Origin of the sequence: Streptomyces sp. RK9 (assembly GCF_045070545.1) — a bacterium.
Lineage (GTDB): Bacteria > Actinomycetota > Actinomycetes > Streptomycetales > Streptomycetaceae > Streptomyces > Streptomyces alboflavus.
In genome coordinates this window covers 1,423,576-1,444,890 of record NZ_CP173703.1, presented here as the reverse complement: position 1 = coordinate 1,444,890, position 21,315 = coordinate 1,423,576, and the positions used below count along the sequence as shown (strand labels likewise).

At 72.7% G+C, this 21,315-nt stretch carries 18 protein-coding genes and 1 pseudogene; 7 read left to right on the top strand and 12 right to left on the bottom strand.

Annotation, left to right across the window (positions count from 1 at the left end; translation table 11 throughout):
* Nucleotides 1–53 precede the first annotated feature (53 nt).
* The 3 genes from redW to AB6L24_RS05570 all read right to left on the bottom strand — a co-directional run bounded on the left by redW (nucleotide 54) and on the right by AB6L24_RS05570 (nucleotide 5,189).
* Nucleotides 54–1,283, bottom strand: coding sequence for an L-prolyl-[peptidyl-carrier protein] dehydrogenase (gene redW, locus AB6L24_RS05580; RefSeq protein WP_405652729.1), 1,230 nt, complete (start codon nucleotides 1,281–1,283; stop codon nucleotides 54–56).
* Nucleotides 1,280–4,237, bottom strand: a complete 2,958-nt coding sequence (locus AB6L24_RS05575; RefSeq protein ID WP_405657051.1) for a polyketide synthase — start codon at nucleotides 4,235–4,237, stop codon at nucleotides 1,280–1,282. Before AB6L24_RS05575 ends, redW begins: the two co-directional genes overlap by 4 nt.
* Nucleotides 4,238–4,403: 166 nt before the next feature.
* On the bottom strand, nucleotides 4,404–5,189 hold the full coding sequence (locus AB6L24_RS05570; RefSeq protein WP_405652726.1) for a BTAD domain-containing putative transcriptional regulator: 786 nt from the start codon (nucleotides 5,187–5,189) through the stop codon (nucleotides 4,404–4,406).
* A 331-nt stretch (nucleotides 5,190–5,520) separates the two neighbouring features.
* On the opposite strand from AB6L24_RS05570, the gene AB6L24_RS05565 reads away from it, so the two are divergent.
* Genes AB6L24_RS05565 through AB6L24_RS05555 form a run of 3 tightly spaced genes read left to right on the top strand, consistent with a single transcriptional unit; the run spans nucleotide 5,521 to nucleotide 7,605 of the window.
* Entirely contained in the window at nucleotides 5,521–6,174 is a 654-nt protein-coding gene (locus AB6L24_RS05565; RefSeq protein ID WP_405652724.1) for a TetR/AcrR family transcriptional regulator, read from the top strand.
* Nucleotides 6,171–6,821 carry an ABC transporter ATP-binding protein gene (locus AB6L24_RS05560; protein ID WP_405652722.1) on the top strand — a complete coding sequence of 217 codons (651 nt, stop codon included), beginning with the start codon at nucleotides 6,171–6,173 and terminating at the stop codon, nucleotides 6,819–6,821. The genes AB6L24_RS05565 and AB6L24_RS05560 overlap by 4 nt, the downstream gene beginning before the upstream one ends.
* On the top strand, nucleotides 6,808–7,605 hold the full coding sequence (locus AB6L24_RS05555; protein WP_405652720.1) for a hypothetical protein: 798 nt from the start codon (nucleotides 6,808–6,810) through the stop codon (nucleotides 7,603–7,605). Before AB6L24_RS05560 ends, AB6L24_RS05555 begins: the two co-directional genes overlap by 14 nt.
* 20 nt (nucleotides 7,606–7,625) lie before the next feature.
* On the opposite strand, the gene AB6L24_RS05550 is transcribed toward AB6L24_RS05555, so the two are convergent.
* The 9 genes and pseudogenes from AB6L24_RS05550 to AB6L24_RS05510 all read right to left on the bottom strand — a co-directional run bounded on the left by AB6L24_RS05550 (nucleotide 7,626) and on the right by AB6L24_RS05510 (nucleotide 16,659).
* The gene (locus AB6L24_RS05550; RefSeq protein ID WP_405652718.1) at nucleotides 7,626–9,122 is read right to left on the bottom strand and encodes a SufS family cysteine desulfurase; all 1,497 of its coding nucleotides are present in this window, start codon (nucleotides 9,120–9,122) and stop codon (nucleotides 7,626–7,628) included.
* Nucleotides 9,109–10,512, bottom strand: coding sequence for a family 2B encapsulin nanocompartment shell protein (locus AB6L24_RS05545; protein WP_405652716.1), 1,404 nt, complete (start codon nucleotides 10,510–10,512; stop codon nucleotides 9,109–9,111). Before AB6L24_RS05545 ends, AB6L24_RS05550 begins: the two co-directional genes overlap by 14 nt.
* Before the next feature lie 288 nt (nucleotides 10,513–10,800).
* Nucleotides 10,801–11,919 (bottom strand): mechanosensitive ion channel family protein, encoded by a 1,119-nt coding sequence (locus AB6L24_RS05540; protein ID WP_380855615.1) that lies wholly within the window; start codon nucleotides 11,917–11,919, stop codon nucleotides 10,801–10,803.
* 143 nt (nucleotides 11,920–12,062) lie between these two features.
* Nucleotides 12,063–12,479: a helix-turn-helix domain-containing protein gene (locus tag AB6L24_RS05535; protein WP_405652713.1), complete on the bottom strand. Its 417-nt coding sequence runs from the start codon at nucleotides 12,477–12,479 to the stop codon at nucleotides 12,063–12,065.
* On the bottom strand, nucleotides 12,466–13,035 hold the full coding sequence (locus tag AB6L24_RS05530; protein ID WP_405652711.1) for a hypothetical protein: 570 nt from the start codon (nucleotides 13,033–13,035) through the stop codon (nucleotides 12,466–12,468). Before AB6L24_RS05530 ends, AB6L24_RS05535 begins: the two co-directional genes overlap by 14 nt.
* 155 nt (nucleotides 13,036–13,190) lie before the next feature.
* Nucleotides 13,191–14,090 (bottom strand): hypothetical protein, encoded by a 900-nt coding sequence (locus tag AB6L24_RS05525; RefSeq protein WP_405652709.1) that lies wholly within the window; start codon nucleotides 14,088–14,090, stop codon nucleotides 13,191–13,193.
* Nucleotides 14,091–14,236: 146 nt separating this feature from the next.
* Nucleotides 14,237–15,250: pseudogene (locus AB6L24_RS05520) on the bottom strand (SPFH domain-containing protein); the annotation flags it as partial.
* Nucleotides 15,251–15,365: 115 nt separating this feature from the next.
* Entirely contained in the window at nucleotides 15,366–15,767 is a 402-nt protein-coding gene (locus AB6L24_RS05515; RefSeq protein WP_405652707.1) for a hypothetical protein, read from the bottom strand.
* Between the two features lie 82 nt (nucleotides 15,768–15,849).
* Nucleotides 15,850–16,659 carry an SAM-dependent methyltransferase gene (locus tag AB6L24_RS05510; protein ID WP_405652705.1) on the bottom strand — a complete coding sequence of 270 codons (810 nt, stop codon included), beginning with the start codon at nucleotides 16,657–16,659 and terminating at the stop codon, nucleotides 15,850–15,852.
* A gap of 338 nt (nucleotides 16,660–16,997) precedes the next feature.
* Between AB6L24_RS05510 and AB6L24_RS05505 the strand changes: the two genes are divergently transcribed.
* From AB6L24_RS05505 to AB6L24_RS05490, 4 genes are all read left to right on the top strand, one after another.
* Entirely contained in the window at nucleotides 16,998–18,125 is a 1,128-nt protein-coding gene (locus AB6L24_RS05505; protein WP_405652703.1) for an ROK family protein, read from the top strand.
* 87 nt (nucleotides 18,126–18,212) lie between these two features.
* Nucleotides 18,213–19,475 carry an ABC transporter substrate-binding protein gene (locus AB6L24_RS05500; RefSeq protein ID WP_405652701.1) on the top strand — a complete coding sequence of 421 codons (1,263 nt, stop codon included), beginning with the start codon at nucleotides 18,213–18,215 and terminating at the stop codon, nucleotides 19,473–19,475.
* Nucleotides 19,475–20,419: a carbohydrate ABC transporter permease gene (locus AB6L24_RS05495; protein ID WP_405652699.1), complete on the top strand. Its 945-nt coding sequence runs from the start codon at nucleotides 19,475–19,477 to the stop codon at nucleotides 20,417–20,419. The genes AB6L24_RS05500 and AB6L24_RS05495 overlap by 1 nt, the downstream gene beginning before the upstream one ends.
* The gene (locus AB6L24_RS05490) at nucleotides 20,412–21,299 is read left to right on the top strand and encodes a carbohydrate ABC transporter permease (RefSeq protein WP_405652697.1); all 888 of its coding nucleotides are present in this window, start codon (nucleotides 20,412–20,414) and stop codon (nucleotides 21,297–21,299) included. The genes AB6L24_RS05495 and AB6L24_RS05490 overlap by 8 nt, the downstream gene beginning before the upstream one ends.
* The last annotated feature ends 16 nt before the right edge of the window (nucleotides 21,300–21,315 follow it).

Here is a 21,315-nt window from a genome sequence, read left to right as displayed (position 1 = left end):
GGCCGGTGGGTCGGGTGGTCCCTGCTGTCGGCCGGAGGGCGATGTCCGTACGGTCAACGCCTGCCGCCCGTACGGCGGTTGCCGCCCAGGCCGAGTGCCCGGGCGATGTTGTTCTTCTGGATCTCGTTGGTCCCCGAGAAGATGCGGGCGGGCAGCGCGTCCCGCAGCAGCGTCTCGGCGTCGCCGCCCGAGAGGACGCCGAGCGCGCCCCGCAACTGGACCGCGTCGAGGCCGATCCGGACGGCCGCCTCGCTGACGGCGAGCTTCGCGAGCGCGGGCGCGACCTCGTCCTCGCTGCCCCGCGCCAGGCCCCGCGCCGCCTCGCGGAGCAGCAGCCGCGCCGACTCCAGGGCCAGCGTCATCTCGACGACGCGATGACTCACCGCCTGGAAGCCGCCGATGGGCACACCGAACTGCTCCCGCTCCTTGACGTGGGCGACGGTGGAGTCAAGGACGCGCCGCATCGCGCCGAGATACGTCGCGAACAGACAGGTGCGCTCCCACTTCATGGATCCCGCGAACACACTGGCGCCCGCCCCCTCGGCCCCGAGGACATGGCTCGCGGGCACCACGCACCCGTCCAGGCACACATCCGCCGTCGGCGAGCCGCGCAGCCCCACCTTGTCGTACGCGGGCCCGACCGTGAGCCCCGGCGTGTCCGCCTCCACGACGAACGCCGTGAGGCCGAAGAAGCCGCCGCCGGGCGCGGTCGCCGCCTGCACGACGAACACGTCGGCGACGGGCGCGTTCGTCGTGAACGCCTTGGTGCCGTCCAGGACGTAGTGGTCGCCCTCGCGCACCGCCCGTGTCCGCAGCGCGAGCGTGTCCGAACCGGCCTCCGGCTCCGTGATGGCGTGCGCCGCGATCCGCTCGCCCGAACACAGCGCGGGCAGCCACCGCTGTTTCTGCCCCTCCGTGCCGAACTCCACGATCGGCATCACCGCGGCGAACAGGTGCGCCGCGACGGAGAACGCGAACCCGGTGTCCGGTGAGCCGTGGCCGAGCGCCTCCAGGACGGCGGCGGCCGTGACCGGGTCCAGGCCGCTGCCGCCGTACGCCGTCGGCACCACGCTGCCGACGAGTCCCTGCCCGCCCGCGAGCAGCCAGCGCCGCCGGAACTCGGCGGGTGCGAACGGATCCGGTACGTCGCCGAGTTCGCGCCGTGCGAAGGCCTCGACCATGCGGCACATCTCGGCGGCGTCGGCCTGGGCGTCCGCGCCGGTACCGGTGTCGCTGCCACTGTCGGCACACGTGTCGGCGTCGGCGCCGAAGACGAAGGTCATCGCAGTCCGGACCCTTCCTCGCGGTGCTCCTCTACGAGCACGTGGTAGTTGATGCCGCCGGTCCCGAAGGAGCTGACGGCCGCCCGCCGCGGCCTGCCCGGCGGCCGGGTCCAGGGCTTGTCCTCGGTCAGGATCTCGGCGGGGATGGCGGCGAGGCCGAGCGCCGGATTGAGCGTGCGCAGGAGTGTGTTGGGCGGCAGCGTCCCGGCCCGCAGGGCGAGCAGCGTGCGCAGCAGGCCGGCGCTGCCCGCCGCCGCGAAGGTGTGCCCGAAGAACGACTTCGCCGAGCCGATGCGCAGCGGCTCGGCCCGCGGCCCGCCCGCGTACAGGCGCGCCGCCGCGGCGATCTCGACGCGGTCGCCGACCTTGGTGCCGGTGCCGTGCGCCTCCAGGTAGTCGACGGTGCAGGGCTCGAAGTCGACCTGGGCGAATGCCCGTTGCATGGCGCGCACCTGGCCCGCGACGTCCGGGGCGATGAGCGACTTGGCGTCGTTGGACGCGCCGACGGCACGGATCACGCCGTGCACGGTGTCGCCGTCGCGCCGCGCGTCGTCGTACCGCTTCAGGAGGAAGAGCCCGCAGCCGTCACCCGGGGTGAACCCGTCGGCGCCCGCGTCGAACGGCGCGTTCCTGCTGTGCGAGAGCAGGCCGAGCGCCGAGCACAGCACCATGTCCCGTACGTTGCAGGCCAGTTCGACGCCGCCCGCGAGGGCGTAGTCCGCCGTGCCCGAGCGCAGCGCGGCGACGGCGATGTCGAGCGCGGCGAGCGACGACGCGCAGGCCGCCTCCACGGCGAGCGGCACCGCGTCGAGTCCGTACTCGTTCGCGAGCAGCGCGGCGACGCCGCTGGCCAGACAGCCGTCGAGGAGCGCGGGCGGCAGCCCGCCCCCGACCCGGCCGGTACGCTCCCGCAACCGCTCCAGGAGCCGCTTGCGCCCCAGCGCGGAGAGGCCGGCGAGCGCCGGGAGCCCCACGACCGTCTCCTCCAGGCCGTCCAGGACGAGCCCGGCGTGGGCGCGCCGCTCCCGCGTCGGCCCCAGCGTGCCGCCGACCGCGACCACGCCGCGCCCGCTGAGCGCCCGGCGCGGCGCGAACAACTCCGCCGCGACGGCGAGCGCGAGCTGCTGCGCGCCGTCGAGCGCCGCGTACCGGGGCGGGAGGACCGCCAGGTCCTCCGGCGGCTCGTCGGGCACCGGCACGTGACCGCCCTGGTCGGTGTACGAGTGGGTGAGGCTGAGGGCGCCGGGGGAGTGGTACAGGTCCCGGTCGAGCACCGCGTCCGGCACCGGCCCGATCCGGGTCCGGCCCGAGGACACGACACGCCAGAACCCGGCGGCGTCCACGGCCCCGGCGAACCGTCCGCCGAGCCCGACCACCGCGACCGGCACGGCCCGCGCGGCGGCGGCCCAGGCGCGGCGGGTACGCCCCCGGGGGCCCGGGCGGTCCCCGGCTCGGAGCCCGCCCGCCCTCGGGCCGGGGTGTTCCTCCAGTACGAGGTGGCTGAACGTGCCCGTGAGGGACGCCCCTTGGACCACGGCGCGGCGCGGCACGCCGGCCCGCACGCCCGTCGGCCAGGGTGCGCCCGGCTGCGGCGGCCGGGTCGCCGTGCCGTCCGACCCGGCGTCATGAGCGGCTGCCTGGTCGGGATAGCGGCCCCGGTGCAGGGCCAGGGCGACCTTCAGCAGGGAGGCGAGTCCCGCGTGCGCGAAGGCGCGGCCGTCGCCGGTGCCGAGACGGACGGCGTCCGGCGGGTGGTGGGGCGGCCCGGGCGCGGCTTCGGGGCCGGTGGGGTCGGGGGTGGCCACGGGGGCGTTCGGGGCACCCGTGGCCACGAGTCCGGCGAGGACGGCCGTGCCCTCGACCCCGGAGGTGACGGCGGAGTCCACATACTCGACGTACTGCACCGTGTCCGGCTCGACCCCGGCCGCCCGCAGCGACGCGGCGGCCGTGTGCTGCCGCAGCTCGGCGGAGCGCGACGGGCGGAAGCAGCCGGGCCGCGGGTCGTGGCGCAGGGTGCAGTCGAGGATCGTGGCGTAGACGCGGTCCTGGTCGCGAACGGCGTCCGAGAGCCGCTTGAGGAGGACGGCACCGACCCCTTGGGTGAGGGGCCGGGCGGACGGGGGAACGTCGGGGGAGGGGCCGGGGGCCGGTGGGGCTTCGGGGCCGGAGGGTTGCCGCGGCTCGGAGGGTTGTCGCGTACCGGAGGGTTGTCCCGTGCCGGAGTGCCTCCCCGCACGAAGCGCCGCTCCCGCGCCGGGCGTCACCCCCTCACCGGACCCCCACCCCCCACCACCCCGCCCCTTCTCGTCCAACGCCCAAGCCGCATAAGGGCTCTCGTCCCGCTGACCCGTCAGGACGAGGACCGCGTCCGAGCCCTCGGCCCGCAGTTGTTCCAGTGCGTGGGCGAGGGCCACGAACGACGTGGCCTCCGCGGATTCCACGGCGAGGGTGCGGCCGTGGAGTGTGAAGGCCGCCGCGATGCGCGCCGGGATCGTGCTGGCCATCTCGCCGACCCGGTCGTGCGGGGAGCCGCCGAGCCGACGCGTGAGCAGCCCGCGCAGCTCGTCCCCGGCGCGGGCGGCGCTGTCCGGATCGGCGCCCGCGGCGACGGCCGCGCGCTCCACCTCGCGGGCGTACCCGGGCAGTTCGACCCGCAGGGCGTTCGCGTGCTGCCGGTCGAGGGCGAAGCACAGGCCGGCGACGACGTCGGTGCGCTCGGCGGGCAGGGGCCGCGCCGGGTGGCCCGCGTCGGCCAGGCACCGGCGGGCCGTCTCCAGCATCAGCAACTGCATCCGGTTCATGGACCTGGCCTGCAGGGGCGGGATGCCGAACCGGGCGACGTCCACGACGACGTCATCCAGCGTGCCCGGGTCGAGCGCCGCGACGCCCACGATGGCGACGGGCTCGCCGGGCCGGGCGGGGGCGGCCCCGGGCGGGGGCGGATCGGAGGTCATCACGCGGCTGCTCCTGCGGTCGGCGAACCAGATGTTTCTTAGGGAGAACCGGATGTCGTACCCGGCGACGAATTCTTGTGGAGCGCGCGAGGACACACTTCCCGACGCCGTATTTCCAGGAGTGGGGCCGCTGGTGCGGAACCGGCGTCAAGGCGTTCGCCGCGATTCACGTGGCCGCTGTGGCGGTTGAAAGGGAAAGCGCCGGATCCTGCGACAGGATTTCCGTGTGCCGCCGCTGGAGCACGATTCCGGGCTGCACTCCCAGCTCCTCGTCGAGCCGCCGCCGCGTGACATGGAACAGCTCCAGTGCCTCCGCCTGCCGCCCGGTGCGGTACAGGCCGAGCATCAAAAGCTCGCAGAAGCGCTCGCGCAGCGGGTGCTGCGCCACGAGGCGGCGCAGCTCGGCCACCGCGCGGGCGGCGTCGCCGACCGTGAGCCGGGCCCTGATCAGGTCCTCCCGGACCGTCAGGCGCCGCTCGTCGAAGAGCGCGGCCGCACCCCGGCAGCGCAGCCCGTCCCCCGCGTCGAGCAGCGCGGGCCCCCGCCACAGCTCCAGTGCGGCCTGCAGCAGCTCGATCGCGCGCTCGGGGGCCACGGACAGCGCCGCAGCGCCGCGCGTGGCGAGGTCCAGGAAGCGGTCGCCGTCGACGCAGCCGGGCGGCACGTCGAGCAGATAGCCGCCGCGCACCGCACGCAGGACGGTCGCGCCCCGGCGGCACGGACGGTGGCCGTCGAGCACCTTGCGCAGCCGGGTGGCGTGCGCCTGGAGGGCGTTGCGGGTGTTGCCGAGCGGGCGGCCCGCCCACAGCTCGTCGGCGAGGTCCCCGTGCGCGACCGCGCGGCCCGCGTCGAGGGCGAGCGTCGCCAGCATGGCCCGCACCTTGTCGGCCTGAATTCCGTGGAGTTCCCCGTCGGCGGCCACGGATACGGGACCCAGGATATTGATGTGCATGACGTTCCCCCCGGTGGCAGCAAACGGCATCACTGGACGGCAAAGGGCAGCACTGGCCGCTCGGAGAGAAGAGAGTGCAAGTCCCCCTTTGGCCCCCTCTTGGCCCTGTTCTTTCGACCCGGCACGAGTTTTGCAGGGGCGGTGTCCGGGTGTCATCGATCACCTGACGGGTTTTGCTCGCGCGGTCCCCGACCAATTTCCGGATATCCGTCTCAGTCATCCGTGGAGGCATCCGTGGAGGCGGGCGCCCCGGCCCTCCACGGATGACTGACGGCGCCCCGTCACCTGGGGCACTGGACAGGCGATTGAACGAGCGTTTAGTCTGCTGTACATGCGTTCAATGCCCGAGGATCGCACCACACGGGCGGTCATCAGAGACGAGGCCCTGCGCCTCTTCGCCGTGCACGGCCCCGACGTGGTCACCGTCCGGCAGATCGCCACCGCGGCCGGAGTCTCACCGGGGCTCGTGGTGCACCACTTCCGCTCCAAGGACGGCCTGCGCCAAGAGGTCGACCAGTACGTCATCACGGTCTTCGAGGGCATGCTCAGCGAGCTGACCGGCGAGAGCGGCCCGGAGCTGCTCGACGAGTCGACGGCCGCGGCGCGTTCCCTCGGCGAGGTCTTCCTGCGCCACCTGCCGGTCGGCTCACCCCTGCCCGGCTATCTGCGCAGGCTCCTGCTGTCCGACACGGAGGCGGGCCGCGGCCTGTTCCGGCGGCTGTACGCGATGAGCAGGGAGACCCTGGACGACCTCGCCGAGTCGGGCGCCGCCGCACGGGGCGGCGACCCGCAGGTTCGCGCCGCGCTCCTGCTGGTCAACGACCTCTCGGTGTTCCTGCTGCGCGACCAGCTCACCGGAGTGCTCGGCGTCGACCCCCTGTCGGCGGCGGGCCTGGCCCGCTGGGGCCCGGAGCTCCTGAGCATCTACGCGGGCGGGCTGAACGCGACTCCCCCGGCACCGCAAGCAGAAGGAGGCCAGGCATGACCACTCGGCCCGAGCCCGCACTCACCGCCCGGGACATCCACAAGTCCTACGGCCGACATCAGGTGCTGCGCGGCGTGGACCTCACCGTCGAGCCCGGGCAGCTGGTCGCCGTGGTCGGAGAGAACGGCTCCGGCAAGTCGACGCTCCTGAAGGCGATCGCGGGCACGCTGCACGTCGACCGCGGCGAGGTCACCCTCGGCGGCGCCCTCGGCTACTGCCCGCAGGACCCCGTCCTCAACGCCAACCTCACCGTCGACCAGCACCTGCGCTACTTCGCCGCCGCCCACCGCCTGACCACCCTGGACCGCGCGGACGAACTCGTCCGCCTGCTCGGCTACGAGAAGTACCGCGACACCGCGGCGGGCGACCTGTCCGGCGGCACCCGCCAGAAGCTCAACCTGACCCTCGCACTCCTGCACGACCCGGACGTCCTGCTCCTCGACGAGCCGTACCAGGGCTTCGACTGGGAGACGTACCTGCGCTTCTGGGACCTCGTCGACCAACTGCACGAGCGGGACAAGGCCGTCGTCGTCATCACCCACCTCGTCTTCGAGCAGGAGCGCTTCGACGTCCTCGCCGACCTCGTCGACGGCCGCCTCACCCCGCGCGACGCGACCGTGAAGGAGCCCAGCCATGCCGGCGCCTGACACCCTCCAAGGCACCCCGCTCCACGGCCAGTTCCCGACCGCGCTGCGCTTCTCCGTGCGGGAGCAGAGCCGCAACCGCCTCGCCGCGCTGCTCCTGCTCCTGTTCGTGCCGCTGTGGTATCTCCTGATGACGTCCATCGCGGGCGACAAGGGCCTGGACTTCAAGCTGTACGCCACGGGCGAGATGCTCGACGTCAACGGCAAGCACATCACGCTCATCACCGCCGGGCTGAACTCCCTCACGATGATCTCCGGCTTCGTCGTCTTCGACGCCGTCCGCAAGGCCCTGGCCTTCGACAAGCGCCTCGCCTTCGCCGGGTTCGGCCAGTCCACCCTCATCGGCGCCAAGATGCTCGCCATCGGCATCGTCGCGGGCACCATCGCGCTCTACACCGCCCTGGCGCTGCTGCTCTACTGGCGCCCCGGGTTCACCGGCTGGGCGACGATCCTCGCCGGGTTCGTCACCATGACGCTCACCTACGGCTCGCTCGGCCTGCTGCTCGGCGTCCTGGTCAAGAACGACCTGGAGGGCTTCTTCCTCATCATCATGGGCGGCCTCACCGACACGTTCCTGCAGAACCCGCTCGGCAACCCGGCCGCCAACAAGCCGGTCCTGCAGTACTTCCCCTCGTTCGGCCCGATGCAGTTCTCCGTGGGCGGCTCGCTCGGCGACACCGTCCTGTGGCGCTATCTCGGCCTCGGCCTGATCTGGGCCGCGTCCTTCGCCGTCATCGGCCTGATCGTGTTCCACTTCAGGACCCGGAGCCGCCGCCCCACGGGCTGACGGCCCCGGATCCCGCCGGATCACGCCTGCTGCGCCGGGGCGCCCTGACTGGGCTGGCCGGACTCGCCGGACTGACCGGACTGACCGGACTGACCGGACTGACCGAGCCGCCGCAGCGACGCCACCAACTGGTCCACCTCGTCGGAGGTGTTGTACAGCGCGAACGAGGCGCGGGCCGCCGACTCCAGGCCGTAGTGCGCGAGCGCGGGCTGCGCGCAGTGGTGGCCCGCGCGGACCGCGATCCCGTCCCGGTCGAGCCAGTCCGCGATCGACGCCGGATCGTGGCCCGCCATCGTGAAGGTCAGCACCGCGATCCGCTCGGCCGCCGACCCGATCACCTCCACGCCCGGCACGGTCGCCATCGCCTGCATCGCGTACGTCATGAGCTGCTGCTCGTACGCCGCCACGGCGTTCTGGTCGAAGCCCCGCAGCCAGTCGATCGCCGCCAACAGGCCGACCACACCCGAGATATGGCCGGTCCCGGCCTCCATCATGTGCGGCATCGCCGCGAACGTCGTCCGCTCGAAGCTCACCGACTGGATCATGTTGCCGCCGCCCTGCCACGGCCGCATCTCCGCCATGGCCTCCGGCGTCGCGTACAGGGCGCCGATGCCCGTGGGCGCGAACAGTTTGTGCCCGGAGAAGGCGTAGAAGTCCGCCCCCAACTCCTGGACGTCCACCGGCATGTGGGCCACCGCCTGCGCGCCGTCCACCAGGACCTTCGCGCCGTAGCGATGTGCGAGGGCCGTCATCTCGCGCACCGGCGGCACGGTGCCGAGCACGTTCGAGGCCTGGCTGACCACGACCATCTGGGTGCGCGCGGACAGCAGGTCGGCGTACGCGGCCTGGTCGATCTCGCCGTCCGGTGTCAACGGCACGGGGACGACCCGCGCCCGCGTCTCCTCGGCGATCAACTGCCAGGGGACGATGTCCGAGTGGTGCTCCAGGACGGGCACGAGGATGTCGTCCCCCGGCCCGAGGTGGGCGCGGCCCCAGCTCTGCGCCACCAGGTTGATCGCCTCGGTGGTGCCCCGCACGAACATGACCGTGTCGGGCGAGGGCGCCCCCAGGAACTGGGCGACCGCGTTCCGCCCCGCCTCGTACAGCTCCGTCGCCTCGCGCGCCATGGTGTGCGCGCCGCGGTGGATGTTGGAGTTGGCCGCGCTGTAGTACGCGCTGACGGCCTCGATCACCTGCCGCGGCTTCTGCGTGGTCGCCCCGTTGTCGAGCCAGACGAGCGGATGCCCGTTGACGGTGCGGTGCAGGATCGGGACGTCCTTGCGGGCGGCTTCGGGGGAGAAGGCGCCGGGGGCCGTGGTGGCGAGACCGGAGAGGTCGGCCGGGGGCACGGCGGGCACGCTCGCGGTGCCCGTCGGCGTCTCGGCGGGGGCCACCGCCTCAGGCACGCCGGTCGCGGGCACCGCCGGAGTCGCCGGGATCCCGGCTGCCGAGGTGGCCGTCGGCGACGGCACCTGCTCAGGGGAACGCAGCAGCGCCCTGAGATCAGGAGTAGTCATGGTAGTTGTTCACCTCGACGTTCTGGAGCACCGCGATGGCGTCCTCGACGAGCACCGCCGTGTTGAAGTACGCCGTCATCAGGTACGAGCTGATGCCCTTCTGGTCCGTGCCCATGTTCCGCATGGACAGACCCGGTTCGACCTCGTCGGCGACCTCCGCGGGCCGCAGCCCGACCACGCCCCGGTCGGCCTCGCCCATCCGCATGAGCAGGATCTCCGTGGTGCCGAGGGCCGCCCCGGAACCGTTGCCGCTCACGCCGTTGCTGAACGGCACCTTGTCCGACGGGAGCAGCGGCACGCCGCGCCAGGTGAGCAGCGGGCTGCCGAAGCGGCTGTCCGTCACCGGGGGCACACCCCGCCGCGTACATTCACGGCCGAACGCGGCGATGGCCTTCGGGTGCGCGAGGAAGAAGCTGGGCTGCTTCCACACCTTCGAGAGCAGCTCGTCGAGGTCGTCGGGGGTCGGCGACCCGGTGCGCGTCTGCACCCGCTGGCCCGACGTCACGCTGTTGAAGAGGCCGAACTCGGGATGGTTGAGCAGCGCCGCCTCCTGCCGCTCGCGCAGCGCCTCGATGGTGAGCAGCGCCTGCTGGCGGGTCTGGTCGACGTCGCCGCTGTAGACGTCGTGGACGCGGGTGTGGACGCGCAGGATCGTCTGCGCGAGCGTCATGTGGTACTCGCGGGGCGCGTCCTCGTAGTCGACGTAGGTGGCCGGCAGGTCGGGCTCGCCGATGTGGCCGGAGGCGAGGTCGACCGGGACCTCGGCGCCGGGGCGGACGCCGTTGCCGGAGACGTACGCGGCCATGGAGGTGTGGACCCGCTCGTCGCGGTCGGCGAGCGCGGCGAGGGCGCTGCGGTCGGCGCACAGGGCGGTACCGGGGGTGAGGGCCTTGACGCGGTACGGGGTCTGCTCCTCGCGGGTCCAGGCGCCGAGGTCGAAGAACTGGCCGTCGCCGATGACCTCGATCAGCTGTTCCTCGCCGTAGCGCCCGGTCACGCGCTTCTCGGCGCGGCCCTGGACGATGATCCACAGCCGCTCGGCGGGGTCGCCCTCCTGGGCGAGCACCTGCCCGGCCTCGAAGCTGACCTCGGTGAAGGCGCCCGCGAGTTCGGTGAGGCAGGACTCCTCCGCGTCCCGCAGATACGGCAGTTCGCGCAGGTCACCCGGTATGACGCGGGGGGAGCCGCTGTCGGTGTGGGTGCTGATGCGGTCGTCGCCGAGCACGAAGGTGCGGCGCCGGTTCACGCGGTACACACCGGACTTGAGGTCCACCCAGGGCAGGGCGCGCAGCAGATAGCGGGGCGTGGTGCCGCGCATCTGCGGCGCGGTCTTGGTGGCGGTCGCGAGTTGCCGTGCTGAATCCGGAGAGAGCGAAAGGCGATCGTTCACGGGGAACCTCCTCGAAGACGGGCAGGGGCCGATCGTCTTCGCGCGGTTCCGTGACCACAAGGCGTAGCTTTTCAACTACTTTTGGCAATCGGCCGGAAATGACCGACCCATCATCCGGGGGCGGACATTCCGCCGCTGTACGACGGGGGCGTGGCCCGCGAGCCCGGACCGGGGTGACTGCCCGCCCGTCATATGCGACTGGTTTTGCTCCCCTACGGGCAGTTCGTGACCCCCCAAAGCCCTCTTATGCAAGGGCTTTCGAGCCCGTACGTGAGGGTCGCGCCCCGATCAGACCCGACCGTCGTCCCGAGCCACCGACGGCACGGCCGCCGCGTCGCCCCGCGCCGATTCCCTCTGGTGGGGGATGAGCGCGGGAAGCTCGCCCTGTCGCACGGTCACCGTGCGCGTGGGGGCGGGCACGGGGATGCCCTCGGCGCGGTAGCGCCGGTGCAGCCGCTTGATGAACTCGTGCTTGATCCGGTACTGGTCGCTGAACTCACCGACGCCGAGGATCACCGTGAAACCGATCCGGGAGTCACCGAAGGTGTGGAAGCGGATGGCGGCCTCGTGGTCGGGGACGGCCCCCGTGATGTCCTTCATCACCTCGTCGACGACCTCGACGGTGACCTGCTCGACCCGGTCGAGGTCGGCGTCGTAGCCGACGCCCGCCTGCACCATGATCGACAACTCCTGCTCGGGGCGGCTGTAGTTGGTCATGTTGGTGCCCGCGAGCTTGGCGTTGGGGATGATGACCAGGTTGTTGGAGAGGTTGCGCACGGAGGTGTTGCGCCAGTTGATGTCGACGACGTAGCCCTCCTCACCGCTGGTCAGCTCAATGTAGTCACCCGGCTGCACGGTCTTCGCGGCGAGGATGTGCACGCCCGCGAACAGGTTCGCGAGGGTGTCCTGGAGGGCGAGCGCGACCGCGAGACCGCCCACGCCGAGCGCGGTCAGGAGCGGCGCGATGGAGACGCCCAGCGTCTGCAGCACCACCAGACAGCCGATCGCGAGCACCACGACCCGGCTGATGTTCACGAATATCGTCGCCGAGCCGGCCACGCCGGAGCGCGACTGGGCGAGCGACTTGACGAGCCCCGCGACGATCCGGGCCGCGGTGACCGTGGCCGCCAGGATGAGCAGCGCCGACAGGACGAGGGTGACGGTACGTCCGGTACGCGGCGTCAGCGGCAGCGCGGCCGCCGCCGCGGCGATCCCGCCCGCGACCGCCGCACACGGCACGAGCGCGCGGGCGGCGTCGACGATGACGTCGTCCCCGCCCCACCGCGTACGGCTCGCCCGCTCCCCGAGCCAGCGCAGCGTCGTCCGCGACAGCAGCGCCGCGGCGAGTCCGCAGAACACCGCTATGCCGGCGACTGTCCAGTCGTGCAGAGTGAGGGCTCGGTCCATCAATACGCTCCCAAGATCGGCCGGTTCGCTCCCGTGCGCGATGACACGGCCGCCCATCCTGCCCTACCCGCCGAAGCCCTCCGCACCGGCCCCCACCTGCGATCTTCGTCGGCGTGCGGGCCCGCGCGCCGCGCTGTCGGCGGCTAGTCGCGCACGGCGCTCGCCGGTTCGCGCACGGAAGGGCTGTGGGAGGCCCGGAACTCCCCGGGGGGTACGCCGTAGGCCGCGCGGAAGAGCCGGGTGAAGTGGGCCTGGCTCGCGAAGCCCCAGCGGGCGGCGATGGTCCGGATGGTGCGTCCGCTCTGCCCCGGGTCCGTCAGGGCCCGATGGCACTGCTGGAGTCGCTTGCGCCGGATCAGGGCCGCGGGGGCCGTGCCCGCGGCGGCGAGGACCTGTTGCAGGCGGCGCAGGGAGATGTGGTGGGCGTCGGCGACGGTCTGGGGGGAGAGGTCCGGGTCGCCCAGGTGGTGGTGGATGAAGGACTGGACGCGGGCGAGCAGGGCCTGTTGGTGGCTCTCGGGTGGGAGGGCGTGCAGGGTGTGGAGTTCATGCGCCAGCAAGGTGACCAGCAGTTCGAGGGCGGTGTCGAGGAGGCGGAGGAGTTCGATGTCCCGGTAGCGGGAGCCCGCGCTGAGGGCCTCGTGGACACAGTGGATGAGTGCCGCCGGGCAGACGCTGGGCCAGCAGGGGTGCCATGTCCTGCGGCGGGAACGGCAGCAGGCTCTTGGGGAGGACGAGGCCCTCGTGGGTGCCGGTCGTGTGCCGCGCGCGGAACGGCAGCGAGGAGTCGATGAGGACCACGTCACCGGCCCTGAGGAGGGTCTCCCGGCTGCCTTGGCCGACCGCGGCGACACCGGTGCGGGTGATGTCGAGCACGTACTGCTCCGGATCCGACCTGCGGACGAGCTTCTGGGTCCGTTCCGCGCGGAACGAACGCACCGTGGACGTCGTCCCCTGGAGGGTGTGCGAGCCCCGCGTCAGCGACGTGGCCCGGAAGCCGGCCTCGTCGTCGCAGCGTATGTGCGTGGGAACGACGACGCGGCTCGCCAGCTCGTGCCAGCAGGCGAACCGGTCCTCCGGCGGCAGACTCTCGGTCGTGAAGGATGCCTCGATCACTCGTCCCTGCTTTCCGCCGCGGGTGGACCAGGTGGCGGGGCGTCAGGCCGTGCGTGATGCCCCGGAAGCGCCACGATGCGTCCATGAAGCCGGGTGAGTCTTGGGTAAACCTGCAATCCCCTGGTCGGACGGCCTGGGCGGGGGTGCCCGTGCCCTCAGCCCACCAGCCGCAGCGCCCCCTCCGCCACGCCCACCCGCACGCTCTGCCCCCAGCCGAGCCCGAGGGCGTCGGACTCCATGCCGTCGCCGAAGGCCACCAGGTGGTCCGACTCGGCGGTGAGCCACAGGCGTTCGCCGGCGATCAGTTGGCCGTGGACCAGGGAGGTGCCGGTCGTCGGGGACGGCCAGGCCTCCCGTACGAACCACAGCAGGCGCGCCTCGTGCGGCTCCGGCGGGCGCGGGCCGCCCCCGGCCTGCCGTCGCAGCGACCCCAGCCAGCCGGTGGCGCCCGTGCCGGTGCCGACCACCACGCCGGAGGACGCCTGGGCCTCCGCGCCCTCGGGGGCCGCGCCGGAGCTGAGGCGGTAGCGGGCCGTCTGGTGCCCGGCGGCGCCGACGTAGATCTCGTTGAGCGCGCTCAGCCGCTGGCCGTCGTCGGTCACCGCCTCGACCATGGTGAGCTCGTCGGCCCCGGCCGCCCCCGCCGCCGCGTGCGGAAGGAGCTTCGCCGCGTCGGACGCCCGGTGCCGCACCAGCACACCGGGGTTGCGGCCCGGCTCGGTGTCGACGCCCACCACGGGCTGCCCCGCCAGGTACTTGGCGGCGTTGGCCACGAGCCCGTCCTGCCCCACCACGACCACCACGTCCTCCGGGCCGAACAGGAACCGGTCCAGGTCGGCCCGCTCCACCCGCGCGGTCCGCCACCGGAGCGGCACCGCGGCCGCCACGTCGGCGAGCGCCCGCTGCGCCCGCCGGTGCCGCCCGGCCACCTCGTCGATCTCCCGGCCGCGCGAGGACAGGAAGAACGCGGCCTGCCCGTGCGTGCCGTGCCGGGCGATCAACTCCTCGTACTCGGTGGTGCGGTGGACGAGGACGGCGCGCGGGGCGAGGGTCATGACCGCCGTCCTTCGGCCGGGCCGTCGCCGCCGCGCGCACCGCGACGACCGCCGCGCGCGCTCGGGTCGGCACCGGCCCCCGCGCCCGGACCGCCACCGGCACCCGCGTCCGCACCGGCCGCCGCAGCCGCACCCTCCTCGGCGCCCGCACCGGCCCCGGTGCCCCCACCGCGTCCCAGCCGCCCCAACAGCCCCGTCACCACGTCCGGCGTCAGCGTCAGGCTCTCGATGCGCGGCACGTTCTCGGCGAGCCGTGCCGCCGCCAGGGCGTGCAGGGTCGCAGGGTCGGCGCTCGCGTGGGCCGCCAGCCAGGACCGCTGCGCGGCGGCGCGTGCCTCGCCGACGGTGCGGGCCGCCTCGGCCTCCGCCCGGGCGAGCGCCACCGTGCGGGCGGCCTCGGCCTCGGTGCGCACGGCGTCCGCGGCGGCCTTCTCCTCGGCCTCGCGGCGCGCGTTGGTGCCGCGCCTGGCCACCAACTCCTCTTCCTGGCGGGCGAGTTCGATGCGGCTCGCCAGCTCGTTCTCGGCGATGGCGCGCTCGCGCTCCACGGCCACGGCCCGGCGCTCGAAGGTGGCGCTGTCCGCGTCCTGCTGGATGCGCTCGCGGGCCGGGGTGCGCAGCGCGCGCTCCACCTCGGGCTCGGGCCGGATCGCCACCACGCGCACGGCGACCACCTCGATGCCGGTGGCAGGCAGCCGCGGCTCGGAGCCGAGGCCCGTGCGGACCCGGTCCCGTACCGCCGCGACGCCCTCCGCGAGCGCGGCCGAGAGCGGCATCCGGGCGAGGACGTCCAGGGCGTGCTGCTGGGCCGACTCGGTGAGCAGCGTGGACAGTTGCTCCAGGGGAGCGGACCGCCAGACCCCGGTGTCGGGGTCGACGGAGAAGTCCAGGCGGGCGGCGGCCGCCGCCGGGTCGCTGATCCGGTAGGTGACCGCGGCCTGGACCGTGACGTCCTGGAAGTCCGCAGTGCGCGCGTGGAAGGCCACCGCCAACTCGCGGTCGTCCACCGGTACTTCGGACAGCGCGGCGCTCAACGGCCGGAACCAGAAGCTCAGCCCGGGTCCGTCGTGGGCGAGCTTGCCGTTCCTGTGGTGGCGGATGTGGGCGGTCGGCGCGGACCGCAGATGACGCAGGCCCAGGCGCCGGGTGATGTCGGCCATGGTGAAACCCCTCCCGTTTTTCGTCACCTGGACGATATTGCTCCGACGTGCTTATCGTCAAGGCGACTAAAAGGGGAGTCGGTGATGGCGGGAGGGGGGCGGCGAGGGGCGGTGCCTACCCGAACTCCTTGAGGTCGACCGCGTACAGGCGTGGACCGCCCCGATCCGCTTCGGGATCCTTCGGGTCGAAGGGGCGGTCGACGCACTGCGCGTACACCGTGTCGCCGAACGCCTGCACCCACTCCACCTGCTTGTCGGGCAGTCGTCGGACCGGGCCCCGCTCGCCGGTTTCCGGGTCGACCCGCACCAGGCCGGTGCCTTTCCCGCCGACCGTGAGGATCAAGGGCTCATCGGGCTCGGCCTGCATGGGCGACCTGAGGTCCGGGTGGTGCCAGCGCTTCTTGCCGGTGCGTACCCGGTGCAGGACCAGGTCCTCGGCACGCCACACGACGCCCATGCCTCCGGCGCCGATGCGCTCCGTCAGCCGGTATCTGCCCAGCAGTGTCCGCTCCGTCACGACAGCCCCCATGCCCCCCGCTCGTCAACTGCGCCAGGTTGGAGGTCCCCTTGGCGGGTTCCGCCGGAAACCCCCGCTCCTCTCAGCGCTTCCGCCCCACCCCCGCGTACAACGGCACCTCCGTCCCGTCCCGCACCTCCGCCACACCCAGCTCCGGACGCCAGTCCGGCGGCCACACCAGGCCCGGCTCCAGGAGCTCGAAGCCGTCGAAGAGGCGCAGGACCTCTTCCCGGGAGCGGGGGACCAGGGTGACGCCGCCCGCCTGGTACATCTGCACGGCGCGGTCCGTGCGCTCGGGGTTCCAGTCGCCCGCCATCTGCGAGAGCACCAGGTGGCTGCCCGGCGCGAGGGCGTCGACGAGGCGGGCGACGATCTCCCGTGCCCCGTCCTCGTCGCTGACGAAGTGCAGGAGGGCGATCAGGGAGAGCGCGACCGGCTCGTCGAAGTCCAGCACGGACGCGGCGAGTTCCAGGATCCGGTCGGGCTCGCGGACGTCCGCGTGGAGGAAGGTGCTCGCGCCCGTCGCGGTCCCGGCCATCAGGGGCTCGGCGTGCGCGAGGACGATCGGGTCGTTGTCCACGTACACGACGCGCGCTTCGGGCGCGGCGGACTGCGCGACGCGGTGCAGGTTCGGCTCGGTCGGTATGCCGCTGCCGAGGTCCAGGAACTGGCGTATTCCGGTCGTGCCCGCGAGATGGCGGGTGGCGCGCTGCATGAACCAACGGTTGTGCTGGGCGCAGTACTTGGTGCTCGCATCCAGCGCCACCAGCTGCTGCCCGAGCTCCGCGTCCGCCGCGTAGTGGTCCGTCCCGCCGAGGAACCAGTCGTAGACGCGGGCCGGATGCGGGGTGCCGGTGTCGAGCCCTGCGGCGGCGGGCGGGACTGCGGTCATGGGGCAACTCCTCGGTCGGGGAGGTGGTTCGGGCGGTGCGGGGCCCGGCCAGGAGACGGTAGCGGGCAGGCGTCCACGGCCGGGCCGGCGGGTGTCGGTGACCGTACCGGCAGGCGCCCCGGGCCGTGTCGGCAAGGGGTCGGTGACCGTACGGGCAACGGCCCCTGACCGTACGGGCGATGAGCCCGCGACCGTACGGGAATCGGCCGTGCGCGAGGGCTTCCCGACGGCTCCGCTTTATGAAACTCTCCTACCGAATCTCGACGGGAGTTCGGCCACGACCCCTCAACGGGGCCGATGTCGGGCTGCCTCACCACTTCTTCCGGGGTGCAGAACTGATGCGAAAACGGACGCGCGGCCACGACCTGGCCGCCCTGCGCCGACTCAACACCACCGTCGTCCTGCGCGCCCTGCACCGCCGCAGCCCCCAGACCCTCGCCGAACTCGCCGCGGGCACCGGCCTGTCCCGGCCCACCGTGGACGCGGCCCTGGAGGAGCTGACCGGGCAGGGCTGGGTCACCGAGGCCGACGCGGGGGAGCGGGTGCGGGGGCGCCCGGCGCGGCGGTTCCGGTTCCGGGGGGAGTCCGGGTACGTGCTCGGGGCCGACATCGGGCTGCACAAGATGGTGCTGCTCCTCGCCGACCTCGGCGGCAACGTCATCGCCGCCGAACGCGCCGACGTCGACCCGGAACTGGGCGGCGGCCCCCGCCTCGCCCTTCTCCAGGACGGCCTCGACGCCTTCCTCGACGCCCACACCGTCCGCCGCGACCTGGTCCTCGCCCGCTGCGTCGGTGTGCCCGGCGTGGTGGACGCGAGCGGCCACATCACCTCCGTCGTGGTGCCCGAGTGGTCCGGCGTCGACCTGGGCCGGCTCCTCGCCGACGGCGAGAGCGGCCACACCCTCGTCGAGAACGACGTGAACCTCGCGGTGCTCGCCGAGCGCTGGCAGGGCGCCGCGACCCTCGCCGGGGACGTCGTCTGCGTCCTGACCGGGCACCGCGTCGCCTGCAGCCTCACCATCGGCGGGCGGCTGCACCGCGGCGGCCGGGGCGGCGCGGGCGAACTGGGCCTGCTGCCGCTGCTCGGCATGGACAGCGCGCACGAAGCCCTCGCCTGGAAGGACGGGCTGCGCGACGGCGAGTCCGAGGTGGCCGCGCTCGCCCGCGCGGCCGACGCCGCGGACCCCCGCGCGCTCGACGCCATAGCGGACTTCGCCGACCGCATCACCCCCGGCATCGCCGCCCTCGCCCTCGCCCTCGACCCCGAACTCGTCGTCCTCACCGGCGGCGCGACACCCCTCGGCACCCACCTCGTGCCGCTCCTGGAGGAGCGGCTGCGGCCCCTGACGCTGCACGTGCCCCGGATCGCGCTGAGTTCCCTCGGCGAGCGCGGCGTCGCCCTCGGCGCGGTGCGCAGGGCCCTCGACCGGGTCGAGGAGGAACTGCTCGCCGACCCGGTCGGCTGACCGCCCGCCGGGCGCCCGTGCCCGGCGGGACCCGTCGGCCCGATCCCCGGAGACCCCACCCACCCCCAACACAAGCGGAGGCGCGTGATGCGCAGGAGGACCCTCCTCTGCTCAGGCCTGGCCGCGGCGTCGGCACCGGTGCTCGCCGCGTGCTCGGACGAGGGCGGCGGCGCCGACGGCGGCGGCCGCACCACCGTGTCGTACGGCATGTGGGACCCCGCCCAGGTCCCGGGCATGAAGAAGATCATCGCGGCGTTCGAGGAGGAGCACCCGGACATCGCGGTGCGCATCGAGCTGACCCCCTGGGCGAGCTACTGGACCACCCTGAAGACCTCGATGCGCGGCGGCACCGCCCCCGACGTGTTCTGGATGAACGCCGTCAACTTCCAGCTGTACGCGGCCCACGACGTCCTGGAGCCGCTCTCCGAGCACATCGCGGGCGACCGCACCCCGGTCGAGCGCCACCCCGAGCAGCTCGTGCGGCTGTACGCGTACGACGGCGTCCAGTACGGCCTGCCGAAGGACTTCGACACCATCGGCCTCTGGTACAACAAGGCGCTCTTCGACAAGGCGGGCATCGCGTACCCCGACACCACCTGGACCTGGGACGACCTGCGGGACGCCGCCGCCGAACTCACCGACCCGCGCGAGCGCGTGCACGGCTTCTGCTCCGAGATGCAGCGCCAGATCGTCCTCTACCCGGCCATCCACGCGGCGGGCGGCCACGTCCTGCGCGACGGGCACTCCGGCTTCGGCGACGAGCGCACCATCGAGGGGCTGCGGTTCCTCACCGACATGATCGACCGCGGCTGGTCGCCGCCGCAGTCCGCGATGGTGGAGAACATCGGCCGGGTGCGGTTCTGGTCCGAGAAGGTGGCCATGGTGCACGACCTGTCGGCGATGGCCGGGCAGATGTACGCGGTGCCCGCCCTCAAGGACCACGCCGGAGTCACCGTCCTCCCCAAGGGCCGCGAGCGGACCACGATCATCCACGGCCTGGCCAACGTGATCTCCGCCAAGAGCGACAAGAAGGCCGCCGCCTGGAAGTTCGTGCACTTCATGGCCGGCCGCAGGGCCGCCGAGATCCAGGCGGCGTCGGGCGTCACCATCTCCAGCTACGCGGGCACCCAGGACGCCTGGCTGAAGTCGATGCCGGAGTTCGACCTCAAGCACTTCATCGCCATGGAGAAGTACGGCGTGCCGTACCCCAGCTCGAAGAACACGGCCGTCTGGGAGAACCTCCAATACCCCCTCCTCGGCGCTGCGTTCAGCGGCAAGGGCGGCATCGAGGACGCCGCCCGCACGCTCGGGAAGCAGATGGACCGGGCCCTGAAGGAGGAGCGGAGCTGATGAGTCTCTTTCCCGCCACCGCGGCCGCGAAGTCGGCCGGACGCCGGGAGCCCAAGTCCGCGGCACGGCCCGCCTCGCGCGGCCAGTGGGCCGCGTACGGCTTCATCGCGCCGCTCGGCATCGGCTTCGCCGTCTTCTACTTCTGGCCGATGATCCAGACCTTCTACTTCAGCTTCACCGAGTTCGGCCCCTTCGGCGGCCACACCTGGACCGGCACCGACAACTACGCGCGCGTGCTGCGGGACGTGACCGTCTGGCAGGCGCTCGGCAACACCCTCATCTACTGCGGCATCGGGCTGCTCGCGCTGCCCCTCGCCATCGTCGTGGCCGCGCTCCTCAACCGGCGCGGGCTGCGCGGCGTCGCCGTCTACCGCGCCCTGTACTTCGTGCCGTTCGTGACCCTGCCCGTCGCCGTCGGCCTGGTCTGGAACTGGCTCTACAACGGCGACTTCGGGCTTCTGAACGAGATCCTGGGATGGTTCGGCGTCGACCGGCACTACTGGGTCTCCGACCCCTCGACGGCCGTGTTCGCCATCGGCGCCGTCATGGTCTGGTCGACCACCGGCTACTACTTGATCATCTTCATGGCGGGCATCAAGGCGATCCCGCAGGACTACTACGAGGCCGCGGAGCTGGACGGGGCCGGGCCGCTGCGCCGCTTCTTCACCATCACACTGCCGCTGCTCAGCCCGACCCTGTTCTTCGCCTCGGTCATCTGCATGATCCAGTCGCTGCAGACCTTCGACCTGATCTACATCATGATGGGCGAGAAGAACCCCGCCGTCGGCGACACCCAGTCGGTCGTCGGCCTCTTCTACAAGTGGGCGTTCATGGAGAACGCCCAGGGCGCCGCGGCCGCCCTCGCCTTCCTGCTGATGCTGCTCATCGCGGGCCTCACCTATCTGCAGTTCCGGCTCCAGCGGAAGTGGGTGCACTATGGCTGACACCGAGATCACCGGCGCACGGACGGCTGGTGCGGAGGCCGTGGAGCCGACGCCCCGGCGACGTGTGAACACCGGCTCCCTCGCCACCCACCTGGTGCTCTCGCTCGGCGCCCTCGTGATGGTCTTCCCCTTCGCCTGGCAGGGGCTGACCGCGCTCAAGTCGCTCGCCGAGGTCTCCCGGGTCCCGCCCACGGTGCTGCCCGACGACTGGAACTGGTCGAGCTTCGACGAGGTCTTCACCGCGCTGCCGTTCCGCGAGATGCTCACCAACAGCGCGCTCGCCACCGCCGGACGCACGGCGGGTCAGCTCGTGTTCTGCTCGCTGGCCGCGTACGCCTTCGCGCGCATGCGATTCCGTGGCCGTGACGTGCTGTTCGGGCTCTTCCTCTCCGTCCTGATGGTGCCGAGCTCCCTGCTCGTGCTGCCGCAGTACGACATCATCCAGCAGTTCGGGCTGCTCAACTCCACGCCCGCGCTGTTCCTGCCCGGCATGTTCAGCGCGTTCGGCACCTTCCTGCTGCGGCAGGCGTTCCTCGCGCTGCCCAAGGAGCTGGAGGAGGCCGCGCGCATCGACGGCGCGGGCTCCTTCCGCATCTTCTGGTCGATCATGCTGCCGCTGATCCGGCCCGCGCTCGCCGCGCTCGCCGTCATCACGGCCATGACCGCCTGGAACGACCTGCTGTGGCCCCTCATCGTCAACACCGACCCCGAGGCCATGCCGATCAGCGCGGGCCTGACCTCGCTCAAGGGCCAGTACGAGACCAACTACCCGGTGATGATGGCCGGTTCGCTGATCGCGAGCCTGCCCATGCTGCTCGTGTACGTCCTGCTCCAGCGGCACTTCGTACAGAGCGTCGCCTTCACCGGCTCCAAGGGCTGACGGCACACCGACGCAC

Bases quoted from the DNA above. Each gene is read 5' to 3' on its own strand.
- AB6L24_RS05555 (WP_405652720.1), top strand. From the start codon at position 6,808: ATGCCGGCGCCTGACACCCTCCAAGGCACCCCGCTCCACGGCCAGTTC.
- AB6L24_RS05565 (WP_405652724.1), top strand. From the start codon at position 5,521: ATGCGTTCAATGCCCGAGGATCGCACCACACGGGCGGTCATCAGAGAC.
- AB6L24_RS05490 (WP_405652697.1), top strand. From the start codon at position 20,412: ATGGCTGACACCGAGATCACCGGCGCACGGACGGCTGGTGCGGAGGCC.
- AB6L24_RS05560 (WP_405652722.1), top strand. From the start codon at position 6,171: ATGACCACTCGGCCCGAGCCCGCACTCACCGCCCGGGACATCCACAAG.
- redW (WP_405652729.1), bottom strand. From the start codon at position 1,283: ATGACCTTCGTCTTCGGCGCCGACGCCGACACGTGTGCCGACAGTGGC.
- AB6L24_RS05550 (WP_405652718.1), bottom strand. From the start codon at position 9,122: ATGACTACTCCTGATCTCAGGGCGCTGCTGCGTTCCCCTGAGCAGGTG.
- AB6L24_RS05575 (WP_405657051.1), bottom strand. From the start codon at position 4,237: ATGACCTCCGATCCGCCCCCGCCCGGGGCCGCCCCCGCCCGGCCCGGC.
- AB6L24_RS05500 (WP_405652701.1), top strand. From the start codon at position 18,213: ATGCGCAGGAGGACCCTCCTCTGCTCAGGCCTGGCCGCGGCGTCGGCA.
- AB6L24_RS05540 (WP_380855615.1), bottom strand. From the start codon at position 11,919: ATGGACCGAGCCCTCACTCTGCACGACTGGACAGTCGCCGGCATAGCG.
- AB6L24_RS05510 (WP_405652705.1), bottom strand. From the start codon at position 16,659: ATGACCGCAGTCCCGCCCGCCGCCGCAGGGCTCGACACCGGCACCCCG.
- AB6L24_RS05570 (WP_405652726.1), bottom strand. From the start codon at position 5,189: ATGCACATCAATATCCTGGGTCCCGTATCCGTGGCCGCCGACGGGGAA.
- AB6L24_RS05525 (WP_405652709.1), bottom strand. From the start codon at position 14,090: ATGACCCTCGCCCCGCGCGCCGTCCTCGTCCACCGCACCACCGAGTAC.
- AB6L24_RS05505 (WP_405652703.1), top strand. From the start codon at position 16,998: ATGCGAAAACGGACGCGCGGCCACGACCTGGCCGCCCTGCGCCGACTC.
- AB6L24_RS05495 (WP_405652699.1), top strand. From the start codon at position 19,475: ATGAGTCTCTTTCCCGCCACCGCGGCCGCGAAGTCGGCCGGACGCCGG.